The 13,977-nt window shown below is 75.0% G+C and carries 10 protein-coding genes; 3 read left to right on the top strand and 7 right to left on the bottom strand.

Annotation, left to right across the window (positions count from 1 at the left end; translation table 11 throughout):
- Positions 1–95 precede the first annotated feature (95 nt).
- The 6 genes from ACPYO6_RS02610 to ACPYO6_RS02585 all read right to left on the bottom strand — a co-directional run bounded on the left by ACPYO6_RS02610 (position 96) and on the right by ACPYO6_RS02585 (position 8,219).
- Positions 96–1,634 carry an RNA polymerase sigma factor gene (locus ACPYO6_RS02610; RefSeq protein WP_425713334.1) on the bottom strand — a complete coding sequence of 513 codons (1,539 nt, stop codon included), beginning with the start codon at positions 1,632–1,634 and terminating at the stop codon, positions 96–98.
- A 214-nt stretch (positions 1,635–1,848) separates the two neighbouring features.
- Positions 1,849–4,773 carry an aminomethyl-transferring glycine dehydrogenase gene (gene gcvP / locus ACPYO6_RS02605; protein ID WP_425713333.1) on the bottom strand — a complete coding sequence of 975 codons (2,925 nt, stop codon included), beginning with the start codon at positions 4,771–4,773 and terminating at the stop codon, positions 1,849–1,851.
- Positions 4,770–5,156: a glycine cleavage system protein GcvH gene (gene gcvH / locus ACPYO6_RS02600; protein ID WP_425713332.1), complete on the bottom strand. Its 387-nt coding sequence runs from the start codon at positions 5,154–5,156 to the stop codon at positions 4,770–4,772. The genes gcvP and gcvH overlap by 4 nt, the downstream gene beginning before the upstream one ends.
- A 115-nt stretch (positions 5,157–5,271) precedes the next feature.
- Positions 5,272–6,378, bottom strand: a complete 1,107-nt coding sequence (gcvT, locus tag ACPYO6_RS02595) for a glycine cleavage system aminomethyltransferase GcvT (protein ID WP_425713331.1) — start codon at positions 6,376–6,378, stop codon at positions 5,272–5,274.
- 78 nt (positions 6,379–6,456) lie between these two features.
- Positions 6,457–6,843 (bottom strand): universal stress protein, encoded by a 387-nt coding sequence (locus tag ACPYO6_RS02590; RefSeq protein ID WP_425713330.1) that lies wholly within the window; start codon positions 6,841–6,843, stop codon positions 6,457–6,459.
- Between the two features lie 110 nt (positions 6,844–6,953).
- Positions 6,954–8,219, bottom strand: coding sequence for a DUF4192 family protein (locus ACPYO6_RS02585; protein ID WP_425713329.1), 1,266 nt, complete (start codon positions 8,217–8,219; stop codon positions 6,954–6,956).
- A 121-nt stretch (positions 8,220–8,340) separates the two neighbouring features.
- Between ACPYO6_RS02585 and ACPYO6_RS02580 the strand changes: the two genes are divergently transcribed.
- The gene (locus ACPYO6_RS02580; protein WP_425713328.1) at positions 8,341–9,447 is read left to right on the top strand and encodes a polyprenyl synthetase family protein; all 1,107 of its coding nucleotides are present in this window, start codon (positions 8,341–8,343) and stop codon (positions 9,445–9,447) included.
- Between the two features lie 16 nt (positions 9,448–9,463).
- On the opposite strand, the gene ACPYO6_RS02575 is transcribed toward ACPYO6_RS02580, so the two are convergent.
- The gene (locus ACPYO6_RS02575; RefSeq protein ID WP_425713327.1) at positions 9,464–9,811 is read right to left on the bottom strand and encodes an Rv2175c family DNA-binding protein; all 348 of its coding nucleotides are present in this window, start codon (positions 9,809–9,811) and stop codon (positions 9,464–9,466) included.
- Between the two features lie 278 nt (positions 9,812–10,089).
- On the opposite strand from ACPYO6_RS02575, the gene ACPYO6_RS02570 reads away from it, so the two are divergent.
- Both ACPYO6_RS02570 and ACPYO6_RS02565 read left to right on the top strand, forming a co-directional pair.
- Complete coding sequence (locus ACPYO6_RS02570) at positions 10,090–11,412, top strand: LysM peptidoglycan-binding domain-containing protein (protein WP_425713326.1); 1,323 nt, start codon at positions 10,090–10,092, stop codon at positions 11,410–11,412.
- 106 nt (positions 11,413–11,518) lie between these two features.
- A complete protein-coding gene (locus tag ACPYO6_RS02565) occupies positions 11,519–13,954 on the top strand; it encodes a PASTA domain-containing protein (RefSeq protein ID WP_425713325.1) in 2,436 nt (811 codons plus the stop codon).
- Positions 13,955–13,977 lie beyond the last annotated feature (23 nt).

Here is a 13,977-nt window from a genome sequence, read left to right as displayed (position 1 = left end):
AACGCCCGATATCTGTACCGGCCGGGGACGCCGACGGGCCCGGGCCGCACGATGAGGTGCGACACGGGCCCGTCGGGTCGGTCGTTCGGTCGGGGTCAGTCCAGGTAGTCGCGCAGGACCTGGGAGCGGCTCGGGTGACGGAGCTTCGACATCGTCTTGCTCTCTATCTGCCTGATGCGCTCGCGGGTGACCCCGTAGACCTTGCCGATCTCGTCGAGGGTCTTGGGCTGGCCGTCCTGGAGGCCGAACCGCATGGAGACCACGCCGGCCTCCCGCTCTGAGAGCGTGTCGAGCACGGCGTTGAGCTGCTCCTGCAGGAGCGTGAAGCTCACGGCCTCGGCGGGCACGACGGCCTCGGAGTCCTCGATGAGGTCACCGAACTCGGAGTCGCCGTCCTCGCCGAGCGGGGTGTGCAGGGAGATGGGCTCGCGGCCGTACTTCTGGACCTCGACGACCTTCTCCGGGGTCATGTCGAGCTCTTTGGCGAGCTCCTCGGGCGTGGGCTCGCGGCCCAGGTCCTGGAGCATCTGCCGCTGGACGCGGGCGAGCTTGTTGATGACCTCGACCATGTGCACGGGGATGCGGATGGTGCGGGCCTGGTCGGCCATGGCGCGGGTGATGGCCTGACGGATCCACCAGGTCGCGTACGTGGAGAACTTGTAGCCCTTGGTGTAGTCGAACTTCTCGACCGCGCGGATGAGGCCGAGGTTGCCCTCCTGGATGAGGTCGAGGAACAGCATCCCGCGACCCGTGTACCGCTTGGCCAGGGACACGACGAGTCGCAGGTTCGCCTCGAGGAGGTGGTTCTTCGCGAGGCGGCCGTCGTTCGCGATCCACTGCAGCTCCCGGGAGAGCTTGCGCTCCATCTCGGGCTCCTGAGCCAGGCGCTCCTCGGCGAACAGGCCGGCCTCGATGCGCTTGGCGAGCTCGACCTCCTGCTCGGCGTTGAGGAGGGCCACCTTGCCGATCTGCTTGAGGTAGTCCTTGACCGGGTCCGCGGTCGCGCCGGCGGTGACGACCTGCTGGACGGGCTGGTCGTCGTCGTCGGAGTCCGAGACCACGAACCCGCTCGCGGTCGTCTCCTCCTTGCCGGACTTCCCGTCCTTCGTGGAGGACGCGTCCGGGACGACGGCGAGCTTGCCGCGGCGCGAACCACGGGTTGCGGACTGCGCCGGGGCCGGCTCCTCGGCGTGGTCCTCGTCAGAGGCATCGTCCGTGTCGGCGCCGTCGGTCTCGTCGTCCGAGTCGTCGGCCTCGTCGGCGCTGTCGGTGTCCGCCGTGCCGGTCTCGTCCACGAGCTCCGACTCGTCGACGTCCTCGGGGGTGGTCGTCGTCTCCTCGGTCTCCTCGACCTCGTCCGCCGGCTTCGCCGCCTTCGCGCCGCGCTTCGGAGCGGCCGCGGTGGTGGTCTTCTTCGCGGCGGTCGACGACTTCGCCGTGCTGCCCGACCTCGCGGCGGTGGTCGACGACTTCGCGCTGGACGTCTTCTTCGCCGCGGTCGACTTCGCGGCGGTCGTGGACGAGGTCGTCTTCCTCGCCGCGGGCTTCTTCGCGGTGGTCTTCTTGGCAGGTGTCTTCGCCGCGGGGGTGGTCGTGCTCGTGCCCGTCGCAGGCTCAGTAACGTCGGTACTCATCGGTAGGGGGCCTTTCGCCGGGGGTGGGGGCGTCGTGGTCTCAACACGCCCGTCGCGCCGCATGTTCCATGCCGACCCGCAGAACGAGCCCGGGGCGGCGCGCGCCGTCCCTACAATTATAGCCGACACAGACATTACACCCTTGTCGGCGTCGGCGCACGTCCGGCTGCGCGCCGACGCCGACGGGGCGTCCGTCGGTCCCCTGATGCGCCCCTCAGACCTGGGCGAACGCCTCCGGGGGCGGGCACGAGCAGACGAGGTTCCGGTCGCCGAACGCGCCGTCGACGCGCGCCACCGGCGGCCAGTACTTGTCCTCCTCGCCGGCCGGGAACGCGGCCTCGGCGCGCGTGTAGGGGTGCGTCCACTCCCCTGCCAGACGTGCGGCGGGGTGGGGGGCGTTGACGAGCGGGTTGTCGACCGCCGGCCACCGCCCCTCGGCCACCGCCCGCGCCTCGGCCTCGATGGCGAGCATCGCGTCGACGAACCGGTCGATCTCCGGCAGGTCCTCGGACTCGGTGGGCTCGACCATGAGGGTGCCGGGCACCGGGAAGCTCATCGTCGGCGCGTGGAAGCCGAAGTCGATGAGGCGCTTGGCGACGTCGTCGACCGTGATGCCGGTCGCGGACTTGAGCGGGCGCAGGTCGAGGATGCACTCGTGCGCGACGGCGTCCCCCGGGCCGCGGTAGAGCACCGGGAACGTGTCGCCGAGCCGCGCCGCCACGTAGTTCGCCGCGAGCACGGCGTCCTCGGTGGCGCGCCGCAGCCCGTCCGCACCCATGAGCCGGATGTACGCCCACGTGATCGGCAGGATCGACGGGGAGCCGTAGGGAGCCGCCGACACCGCCCCGTCCGCGCGCAGGTCGCCCTGCGCGAGCGGGTGCCCCGGCAGGAACGGCGCCAGGTGGGACTTGGCGGCCACCGGCCCCACGCCGGGTCCGCCGCCCCCGTGCGGGATGCAGAAGGTCTTGTGCAGGTTGAGGTGGCTGACGTCGCCGCCGAACTCGCCGGGCCTGGCATGGCCCAGCAGCGCATTGAGGTTGGCGCCGTCGAGGTAGACCTGGCCCCCGTGCTCGTGCACGACGTCGCACACCTGCCGCACGTGCTCCTCGTAGACGCCGTGCGTGGACGGGTAGGTGAGCATGATGGCCGCGAGGTCGTCGGCGTGGGACGCGGCGAGCTCGGTGAGCGCGTCGATGTCGATCGAGCCGTCCGACGCGGAGGGGACGACCACGACCGACAGCCCGGCGAGCACCGCCGAGGCCGCGTTCGTCCCGTGCGCGGACGCCGGGACGAGGCAGACGGTGCGTCGCTCGTCCCCGCGGGAGCGGTGGTAGCCGCGGATGGCAAGGAGCCCGGCGAGCTCGCCCTGGGAGCCGGCGTTGGGCTGGAGCGACACCGCCTCGTACCCCGTGAGGGCGGCGAGCCAGCCCTCGAGGTCCTCGACGAGGCGCAGGTAGCCGGTCACGTCCTCCGCGGGCGCGAACGGGTGGACCGCGGCGAAGCCCGGCCAGCTGATCGACTCCATCTCGATCGCGGCGTTGAGCTTCATCGTGCACGAGCCCAGCGGGATCATGCCGCGGTCGAGCGCGTAGTCCTTCGCCGCGAGCCGCGTGAGGTAGCGGAGCATCGCGGTCTCGGAGCGGTGCGCGGAGAACACCGGGTGCGTCAGGAACTCGGTCGTCCGGCGCATCGACGCGGGGACGCCCGTGCCGTCGGTCGGGTCGCCCGGCGCGGTCGGCCCGGCCCCGCCGGCGGGCTCGGACCCACCCGCAGGCGCGGCCCGGCCGGCGCCCTCCCCCGGCGTCCGGTCCTGCCCGACGACGACGCGCACCACCGTGTCGAGGTCGCCGGCCGTCGTCGTCTCGTCGGTGGAGATGCGCAGGGTGTCGGCGTCCTCGACCCACAGCCACACCCCGTCCGCCGACGCGGCGGCGGCGAGCTCGGCGGCCCGCCCGGGGACGCGGACCTCGACGGTGTCGAACCGGCCGCCGACCGCGACGTCGGCGCCGCCCGCCCGGAGGCAGGAGGCGAGCTCGTTCGCCGACCGGGCGGCGTGCGCGGCGATCTCGGTGAGTCCCTCGGGGCCGTGGTAGACCGCGAACGACGAGGCCATGACCGCGAGCAGCACCTGAGCGGTGCAGATGTTGCTCGTGGCCTTCTGGCGGCGGATGTGCTGCTCGCGGGTCTGGAGCGCGAGCCGGTGGGCGGGCCGTCCGTCGGCGTCGACGGAGACGCCGACGAGCCTGCCCGGCAGCTGTCGCTCGAGGCCCTCGCGCACCGACATGAAGCCCGCGTGGGGACCGCCGAAGCCCATCGGCACGCCGAGTCGCTGGGAGGAGCCGACGGCGACGTCGAACCCCAGGTCGCCGGGCGCCGTCATCAGCGTGCACGCGAGCAGGTCGGTGGCGGCGATCGCGAGTGCCCCGGCGGCGTGGGTGGCCTCGACGACACCGCGCAGCACCTCGGCGTCGGGGATGCGTCCCGAGGCCCCGGGGACCTGGACGACGACCCCGGCGACGCCCTCGAGGTCCGGGAGCTCCCCGGCCGAGAGGTCGGCGGGGACCAGCTCGATGCCGACGGGCTCGGCCCGGGTGGCCAGCACGGCCGCGGTCTGCGCGAACAGGTCGGTGTCGACGACGATGCGCGGGCCGGCGCCCTTGACGGCGCGGCGCGCGAGCAGCATCCCCTCGGCCACGGCCGTGGCCTCGTCGAGCATCGACGCGCCGGAGACCGTGAGGCCCGTGAGGTCCGAGACGAGGGTCTGGAAGTTGAGCAGCGCCTCGAGCCTGCCCTGGGAGATCTCGGGCTGGTAGGGCGTGTAGGCCGTGTACCAGGAGGGGTTCTCCAGCACGTTCCGCCGGATCACCGCCGGGGTGTGGGTGCCGTAGTAGCCCTGGCCGATCATCGACCGCCGCACGGTGTTGGTCGCCGCCATCGCACGGAGCTCGGCGGCGACCTCGGCCTCGCTCGCCGCCGCCGGGATCGGCAGCTCGGCGGCGAGGGTCTCGGCGTCGTCCCGGATGCTCGGGGGCAGGGCGCGCGCCATGAGGTCGGCCGACGACGAGGCGCCCACCGCGGCGAGCATCGTCTCGCGCGCGGCGGCGCCCGCGCCGAGGTGGCGGTCGACGAAGGGCCTCACTTGGCGGCCTCGTCGGCGAGCGCGGCGTACCCGGCGGCGTCGAGCAGGTCGGACGGCAGCTCGCCGACCGTGATCTCGTAGAGCCACCCCTCGCCGTGGGGGTCGTTCGTGATGAGCGCCGGGTCGGCGTCCGCGGCGTCGTTGACCGCGGTGACCTCGCCGGTGGCGGGGGCGACGAGGTCGGAGACCGACTTCGTCGACTCGACCTCTCCGCAGGCCTCGCCGGCCGTCACGGTGTCGCCGACCTCGGGCAGGTCGACGTACACGGCCTCGCCGAGCGACTCCGCGGCGAACCTGGTCAGCCCGACCCTGGCGGTCGCGCCGTCGACGGCGATCCACTCGTGCTCTGCGGTGTACTTCCGGTCCTCGGGGTAGCTGCTCACAGCGGTCTCCTTCGGGTGCGTGGCGGATCGGGACGAGTCTGACGGGGACAGGTGGGGCGAACGGGAGGAGGCGGGTGAGGAGGGGACGTCGCGGGTGCGGCGCGACCGGTCGACGTCAGGACGGGCGCTTGTAGAACGGGGTCTCGACGACGGTCATCGCCTGCCGACGCCCGCGCACGTCGGCCTCGGCGGCCGTGCCGGGCTCGAGGGGGCGATCGACGAGGGCGAGCGCGATCGGGTGGCCGAGGGTCGGGGAGAGCGCCCCGGAGGTCACCGTCCCGACCTCCACGTCCCCCACGAGCACTGCGGACCCCGCGCGCGCGGCGCGACGGCCCTCGCCGGACAGCGCGACGAGCGCCCGTCCGGTCGGGCGCTCACGCGCGGCCTCCACCGCCGCGCGGCCGACGAACGCGTGCTCCTCGGTCAGGTCGACGAGCCGGGTGAGGCCGACCTCGTCCGGGCCCGTCGACCGGGAGAGCTCGTTGCCGTAGAGCGGCATGCCGGCCTCGAGGCGCAGCGTGTCGCGGGAGGCCAGCCCGGCCGGGACGAGGCCCTCCTCGGCGCCGGCCACGAGCAGGGCGTCCCACACCGAGCGGGCGTGGGCGGCACCGAGCATGAGCTCGTAGCCGACCTCCCCGGTGTAGCCGGTGCGCGCGACGAGGAGGTCGACGCCGGCCACCGTCGCGCGCCGCGCCCGGTAGTACCGCAGCGTGTCGAGATCGTCGTCCGTGACGGACGCGAGGATCGCCGGCGCCTGCGGACCCTGGACCGCGATCAGGGCGCGGGCGGTGGTGCGGTCCTCCACCGAGACGTCGGCGACGCCCTCGGCCCGACGGGTCAGCTCGTCGACGACGACGAGCCGGTTGGCGGCGTTCGCCACGACGAGGAACTCGTGCTCGCCGAGGCGGTACACGACGAGGTCGTCGACGATGCCCCCGTCGGGGTCGAGCATGACCGAGTACCTCGCCCGCCCGACCTCGGCGGTCGAGGGGCGGGTGACGAGCGCCCGGTCGAGCGCCTCCCCGGCACCCGGGCCCTCCACGACGACCTGGCCCATGTGGGAGAGGTCGAAGAGGCCCGCCGCGGTGCGGACCGCCCGGTGCTCCTCGAGCTCGGAGCTGTAGCGCAACGGCATGTCCCAGCCGGCGAAGTCGGTCATCGAGGCGCCGGCGTCCAGGTGGGCGACGTGCAAGGGGGTGTGCTGGACGTCCTGCTCGGTCACGGCGGTCCTCCGGTGCGACGGTGCGGCGGGTGGGCTGCGCCCTCCAGCGTACGGCGCCGGGGACGCGGCCGGGCGGGATCAGGGATGGACGACCAGCACGGGGCACGGCGACTCGAGCAGGACGTGCTGGGCGCCGGAGCCGAGGCTCAGGGTGCCCGTCGGTGCGCGGCGCGTCAGGCCGAGGACGACGAGCCGGGCCTGCGTGTCCACGGCCGCCTGCACGATCTCGTGCCCGGCGTCCCGCCCCAGCCCGACGTACCGGATCTCGTAGGCGAGGTCCGCCTCGTCGAGGCGGGCGCGGGCGGCGTCCGCATCGACCTCGACGACCGTCTGCGTGTCCACCTCGGTCCGCGCACGGGTGAGGACGACGACGACCCGCTCGTCCCGCTCCGTGGCGGCGGCGATCGCCTCCGAGAGCGCGGCCTCGCCCTCGGGCGTGGCCAGGTACGCGACGACGACGTGCATCGGGTCCTCCTCCGCGCGGCCACCCGTGCGGTGCGCGCCAGGACGACGCTACCCGGACGTCCCGGGCGACGCCTGCCACCGCAGCGCGCTCGGCGCGGCCCGCGCCGTCCTCACGTGGTCCCCGAGCGCCCGTCGCCCCGCTCGATCTCGTCGATCAGCTCCTCCGTGTACATCTGCAGGCACCGGTCGTCGGTCGGCGGACCACCGAGCCACCACGACCCGTCGGGGCCGTCCTCCTCGATGTCCGAGAGATCGTCGAGGTCGGGGTGCCCGCCGGGCTCGTCGAGGAACGGCGACGGACCGAACCAGTCGTCCGCGTCATCCTCGAGCGCGTCCTGCCGGGCTGCCGGCGGGATCGCCCCGGATGCCTGCACCTCGAGCACGAGGCGGGCGAGGCTGTACTCCGGCCGATCCTCGAGCGCGAGCTCGGCGAGCACGGCCGCGCGCGCCCCCTCCCCGCGGCGCCACGCCAGCAGGGCGAGGAGCGCCGACGTCGGCGCCACGACCCCCGAGGGGGCGAACCTGGCCAGCACCTCGAGCGGTCGGCGACGGTCGGCGGCCTCGATGGGACCACCCGTCCACAGCTGCCCGACGAGCTCGGGCTCCGTCAGCAGCTCGACCGGCATGCCCGTCCCGACGAGCACGCGCGTGAGCACGGCGTCACGGACGCCCGGCCGCTCGAGGCCGAGGAGGAGCCGGGCGAGCAGCTCCCGGTCCCGCCCGCTCAGCCCCTGGTCGGGACGGAGCCTGCGGGTCACGAGCTCGTCGTACGCGCGCACGGTCAGCACCACCCCCGGCAGACGCCGCTGCATCCGGTCCGCGAGCGCGTCGAGCAGGAGGCTCCCGGTCGCGGAGTCCGGCTCGCGCGCGATCCCCAGGTCAGCCCGACCCGCGACTGGCGCCGAGCCCGTGAGCACGAGCTCGGTCACGGCCCGTGCGTGCCCCAGCTCGTCGAGCGGGCGCGGACCCGACCGGTCCTCGAACGGCGCGTGCCCCGGGAGGCGCTGCCACCCGTCGCGCGCCACGACCCACGCGCCGACGCGAGGGTCGTCGAGCTCGCGGACCCTCCGGACCGCGGTGAGCACGACCGGCGACTCGCACGCGTCCCTCAGCGGGAGGTCGGTGTGCACGACCGCGGCGTAGATGCCGAACCTGTCGCGGGCGAACCGGGAGATCACACCGGCGACGTAGGGCTGCCCGCCGGGGCCGCCCGCCTCGGTCAGCTCGAGCCGCGCGGCCGGTCCGACCCCGGGAGGCCCCGGCGGCATCGGCACCGTGAGCAGCGAGAGGGACTCCTCGGGCACGAACCCGAAGAGGTGCGGGACGGCGCCGACCAGGTCGGCGTCGCAGGACAGTCGGAGCGTCGTTGGCGTCATGCGAGCACGCTGGCAGCCGGCTCCCACCGCCCGGAGCGGCCCTGTGCACAGCACCGCCGCACGGCGACCTGTGGACTCGCCCGGGGACCTCGTGGCCGACCCGCGCCCGTACCCTGACCCCATGGCCCCCGACGCGTTGCCCGCCCCCCTGCCCGCCGTCCGCTCGGCGGTCGACGCGGCGACGCGCACCGAGCTCGAGGCCACGCTCGCGCGGCTCGAGGGGCTGACCGGCCGGCTCGACGCCCTCGTCGACCCGGGTCGCGCCCTGCTCGCCCGCGGGAAGCGGTCGCGCGCCCTCCTCGCCTACGCGGGGCACCTCGCCGCCGGAGGCCCGCAGGAGGTCGACGCGCCGGACCCGGTCGTGCGCGCCGGGGCGGCGCTCGAGCTCTTCCAGCTGGCGGCGCTCGTCCACGACGACGTGATGGACGGCGCCGACGTGCGCCGCGGGCTCCCGGCGGCGCACGTCGCCATCTCCGGGACGCACCGCGAGCAGCGGCTCGACGGCGATGCGGTGTCGTTCGGCGTGGCCGGGGCGATCCTGCTCGGGGATCTCCTCCTGGCCGCCTCGTCGGCCTCGATGGATGCCGCCCGCGCCGCCGTCGACGCGGGACCGGGCGCGACCGCCCGGGCGATCTACGACCACATGTGCGCGGAGGTCGCCGCCGGGCAGTACCTCGACGTCCGGGCGGCGGCCACCCCGCTGCGCACCGACCCGGACGGCGCGCTCACCCGCTCGCTCACGGTGCTGCGGCACAAGTCCGCGCGGTACTCGGTCGAGCACCCCCTCGCGCTCGGAGCGGCGCTCGCGGGCGGCGCGCCGGAGCTCGTCACCGGGCTCCGGGCGGTCGGCGAGCCGCTCGGCGAGGCGTTCCAGCTCCGCGACGACGAGCTCGGCGTGTTCGGAGATCCCGAGGTCACCGGGAAGCCCGCGGGCGACGACCTGCGGGAGGGTAAGCGGACCGCCCTGCTCGCGCTCACGTGGAGCGCCGCGGGCCCGGACGAGCGGGACGAGATCGAGGCGCTCGTCGGCGACCCCGCGCTCGACGCCGCCGGGGTGGACAGGCTGCGGGAGGTCATCACCTCGACCGGCGCCCGGGCGGCGCACGAGCGCCTCATCGACGAGCGCGAGCAGGCCGCCGGCCGGGCCCTGACGGACCTTGCGCTCGACGACGCACCCCGTCAGGTGCTCGAGGCCCTCGCGGCCGCGCTCGTCACCCGCTCGGCCTAGGAGAGCGGCCCGGCCCTCAGAACGCCTGCGCGAGCGCCACGCGGCGTACCGCGTGAACCCGACCGGACCGGAGCGCCTCGATCGGCGTCTCCTCAAGCTCGTCGTCCCGCTCCCACAGCCAGTCGACGACCGTCTCGGGTGACATCCCACCGTCGCCCAGCAGCGTGAGGGTGCCGGCGAGGCCGTCGAGGGCCGCCGGGGGCTCGGCGGCCAGGTCGAGCATCTCGCGAGCGATCCCCGCCGCCCCGGTCGACGACCGCACCGTCACGAGGCGACCGTCCCGGACGAGCTGACGGACGTCGCGGTCGCGGATGCCGAGCAGGTCGGCGGCCTCGGGCACGGAGATCCAGGTCGGTCCAGGCATGACGGCCAGCGTAGTCGCGGAAGCCCCTCGGTCACGCCGGGGTCCGACGCCGACACCCCGGTCCCTCCCCGCTCCGTCCACGACCCCGCACCCGCCGACCGCCGCGCCGGCGGCTCCCGACCCGCCCGGCCGTCCAGGACGCGCCACACGTTCGACTCCTGCCCCAACAACCACTAGTGTCCCAATCGTTACACCAGTAACACCTGTCAATCTGTTCACACCCGCAGCCTGGGGGCATGCTCGCAGGGGTGGGTCGCGTACCACTTCCCGGAGGACACATGCCCGCCGTCGCACGCGCGCATCGCCGTACCACCCACCGACCGATCACCCTCGCCGCGATCGCCACCACGGCGATCGGTGCGCCGACGCTCCTCGCCGTCCCGGCCGTCGCGTCGGACGTCCCGGCGCCGGCCACCCAGACTCCCGCCGTGCAGGACGCGGCGCTCCAGGCGCCCGTCACCACGCACGCACCCGCACCGGCCGTCACCTCGGCACCCGTCGCCGTGGTCCGCACCTCCCCCGCCACACCCGTGCGCCTCTCGCCGGAGGAGACGAGCTACACCGTCCGCCGCGGGGACACGCTTACCGGGATCGCCCGCGAGCTGGGCACCACGGTGCGCGAGATCCAGCGGGCCAACTCCCTGTCGGGCTCGCTCATCCTGGCCGGCCAGACCCTCACCGTCCCGGGCGCGAGCGCGCCCGCGAACGCCGAGCAGACCTCGTCGACCGGCGGCAGCTACCTCGTCTCCGCCGGTGACACGCTCATCGGCATCGCCCGTGCCCACGGCACGTCGGTGCGCGAGATCCAGCAGGCGAACTCCCTCACCGGGACGGTCATCCGCACCGGGCAGACCCTGACGATCCCGGGCGCGGGCGGCGCGGAGGCCACGGACGCCGCGGCTCCGTCGTCGTCGGCCTCGTCCACGGGCGGCAGCTACACGGTGCGCGCGGGAGACACCCTCACCGGGATCGCCCGCGCCCAGGGCACCTCGGTGGCGGAGATCGCCGAGGCCAACTCGATCGGCTCCGACGGCCGGATCTACGTGGGCCAGACCCTGACGATGCCCGGCGCCGCGGCCGCCGGCCCCGCCACCTCCGACCCCGGGAACACCTCCGGCGGGGTCGGCTCGACCTTCGCGGGACGCACGTACCCCGAGGCCGTCGTCGGCGCGGCGAACGCCAACCGCACGGCGCTCGTCGCGTCCGGGGTCCCCTCGCGGGCCTCGATGCAGGAGCTCGTGCGCAGCACGGCCGTGTCGATGGGCGTCGACCCCCGGCTCGCCCTCGCGCACGCGTTCGTCGAGTCCGGCTTCAACCACGCCGCGGTCTCCCCCGCCAACGCGATCGGCACGATGCAGGTCATCCCGTCGTCGGGCGAGTGGGCCTCGGACCTCGTGGGCCGCCCGCTCAACATCATGAACCCGCAGGACAACGTCGTCGCCGGCGTCGCCATCATCCGCGCGCTCCAGCGCTCGGCGGACGACTCCGACCAGGGCATCGCCGCCTACTACCAGGGACTCGGCGGCGTCCGCGCCCACGGCATGTACCCCGACACCGAGAACTACGTCGACACCGTCCGTGCGGCGATGAACCGGTTCTGACCAGGGACGTCACGACCGCGCCGGGACCGGGCCGCCCCTGCCACCAGGGGTGTCCGGCCCGGCGCGGGTCCACCTGAGGCCGTCCGCGCCCGGATAGCATCCGCCCGTGGACACCCGCGCCGACCCGCTGGCCGGCCACCTCGTCGACGAGCGCTACCGGATCATCGAGCGCATCGCCCGAGGCGGCATGGCCAGCGTCTACCGTGCGCAGGACCTGCGGCTCGAGCGCGTGGTCGCGGTGAAGATCATGCACCCCCACCTCGCCGAGTCCCCGGACTTCGTGCGCCGGTTCCGGCGCGAGGCGAGGGCCGCCGCCCGCCTGTCCCACCCCGGCGTCGTCGCCGTCCACGACCAGGGCGTGACCGGCGAGTCCTCCTACCTCGCGATGGAGCTCGTCGACGGCCCCAACCTCCGCGACGAGCTGCGGGCCCGCGGCTCGCTCACCCTCGGGCAGACCCTCGACGTCCTCGAGCAGGTGCTCGACGCCCTCGCCGCCGCGCACCGCGCGGGCCTCGTCCACCGGGACATCAAGCCGGAGAACATCCTCGTCACCGCGGACGGCCGGGTGAAGGTCGCGGACTTCGGCCTCGCCCGCGCGATCAGCGAGACGACGGCGGCCACGTCCGGGACCGTGCTCGGGACCGTCGCCTACATCGCGCCCGAGACCGTCCTCGAGGGCGTCGCCGACCCGCCCGCCGACGTCTACGGCGCCGGCATCGTCGCCTACGAGCTGCTCACGGGCGGGCAGCCCTTCACCGGGACGACCCCGGCGCAGGTGGCCTTCCAGCACGTCAACAGCGCCGTGCCCGGCCCGGGGTCGGAGCTGCCGTGGATCCCGCGCGAGGTCGACGACCTCGTCGCCGCGCTCACGGCCCAGGACCCGGACGACCGGCCGGCCGACGCCGGCGAGGCGCTCGCTCTCGTGCGCCGCACCCGCGCCGTCCTGCCCGACGACGTCCTCGACATGCGCTCCGACGTCGAGCCCCGCCCGCCGGCCGTGTTCGACGACGAGCCGACCGGCACCTCGGCCGACACCGGCGCGGTCGACACCGCCTCGCGGTCGGTCGCGATCCCGATCGGCTCGATCCGTCCGGACGGGCGACCCGCACCCCGCAGGGCGAAGGCCTCCGCCACCGGGTCACGACCCGCGCCCGCCGGCTCGCGCCCGGCCGCCTCCGCCACGCGCCCCGTGCCCGCCGGCTCGCGACCGCTCGGATCCGCCGGTCCGGCCGGATCGGGCGGTCCGGCCGGATCGGGCGCGCGCCTCGCGACGTCGGACGTGGACACCGGCGCGCGGGAGACCGCCGACGGGACGGCACACACCCGCGCTGCGAACGGCGCGGCGGCCCGTACCGGGTCGCCCGCCCGGGCCGCCGCGGGATCGCCGGACGCGCCGACGACCGCCCCGGCGCCGCGCGAGCGGGACGCGTCCGGCTCCGCGTCCCACCACGACGCACCGTCCCGCCACGACACCCCGGTCCACCCGGTCACCCGACCGGTCAGGGCCACCCCCGCCGACTCCCACGACACCCGTCCGATCGCCCTGCGCGGCGCCGGCGACGACGGGCGGTCGTCCGACCACCCGGGGTCACCGACCGGCTCCGGCCCCTCGCACCGGGGCCGGGCCGCACGCACGTCGTCCACCCGTGCGCGGGTCGTCCGGCGGCGACGCACCGGCGTCGTCTCGCTCCTGCTCGTCGTCCTCGCGGCGCTCCTCGCGGGCGGCTGGTGGCTGCTGACGGCGGGCCCGCTCGCGGGCACGACGGTCCCCGACGTCACGGGCCGGACGAGCGACGCCGCGGTCGCCGCCCTCGAGGACGCCGGGCTGAGCACCGAGCTCGAGCAGGCCTACTCCGACGACGTCTCCGAGGGCAACGTGGTCGCCACCACGCCGGCGGCGGGCGAACGCACGCGCGACGGCTCCGTCACCGTCATCGTCTCCCTCGGCGTCGAGACGCTCGCGGTCCCCGACGTCGTCGGCACGCCCCTGGAGGACGCGGAGTCCGTGCTGGCCACGGCCCGGCTCACCCTGGGCGAGGTGACGACCGCCTACGACGACACCGTCCCCGAGGGCGAGATCGTCTCCACCGACCCGGCGGCGGGCGAGGTCGTCCCGCACGACCGCCCCGTCGACGTCGTCGTGTCCGACGGGCGCGAGCCCGCCGAGGTGCCGGACGTGACGGGCGAGACCCGCGCGGACGCGGCCGACGCCCTCCGGGAGGCGGGGCTCGAGCCCGACGTCGTCGAGGAGCACTCCGACACCGTCGACGAGGGCCTGGTCATCTCGCAGGACCCCGCGGACGGCGACGCCTACGTCGGCGACCAGGTCGAGATCGTCATCTCGCTCGGCCCCGAGCTCGTCGAGGTCCCCGACCTCCTCAACGAGAACGTCGACGACGCGATCGCCCGCCTCGAGGAGCTCGGGCTCGAGCCGGAGCGAGAGGACGTGCTCGGCGCGTTCTACGGGACGGTGCGGGAGCAGACGCCCGCGGCGGGGGCCATGGTCGAGCCCGGCACGGTCGTCACGCTCCGCGTGGTCTGACGCCCGGTCGGCGAGAACCAGCC

It is taken from the genome of Georgenia sp. Z1344 (assembly GCF_049856295.1).
GTDB lineage: Bacteria > Actinomycetota > Actinomycetes > Actinomycetales > Actinomycetaceae > JB111.
The sequence above is the reverse complement of the archived record's forward strand: the minus strand, read 5'-3'. Positions and strand labels throughout refer to the sequence as shown.

What these genes read in the sequence shown, in the direction of transcription:
- ACPYO6_RS02610 (WP_425713334.1), bottom strand. Translation starts at nt 1,634, where the DNA reads ATGAGTACCGACGTTACTGAGCCTGCGACGGGCACGAGCACGACCACC.
- ACPYO6_RS02590 (WP_425713330.1), bottom strand. Translation starts at nt 6,843, where the DNA reads ATGCACGTCGTCGTCGCGTACCTGGCCACGCCCGAGGGCGAGGCCGCG.
- ACPYO6_RS02585 (WP_425713329.1), bottom strand. Translation starts at nt 8,219, where the DNA reads ATGACGCCAACGACGCTCCGACTGTCCTGCGACGCCGACCTGGTCGGC.
- ACPYO6_RS02580 (WP_425713328.1), top strand. Translation starts at nt 8,341, where the DNA reads ATGGCCCCCGACGCGTTGCCCGCCCCCCTGCCCGCCGTCCGCTCGGCG.
- ACPYO6_RS02575 (WP_425713327.1), bottom strand. Translation starts at nt 9,811, where the DNA reads ATGCCTGGACCGACCTGGATCTCCGTGCCCGAGGCCGCCGACCTGCTC.
- ACPYO6_RS02570 (WP_425713326.1), top strand. Translation starts at nt 10,090, where the DNA reads ATGCCCGCCGTCGCACGCGCGCATCGCCGTACCACCCACCGACCGATC.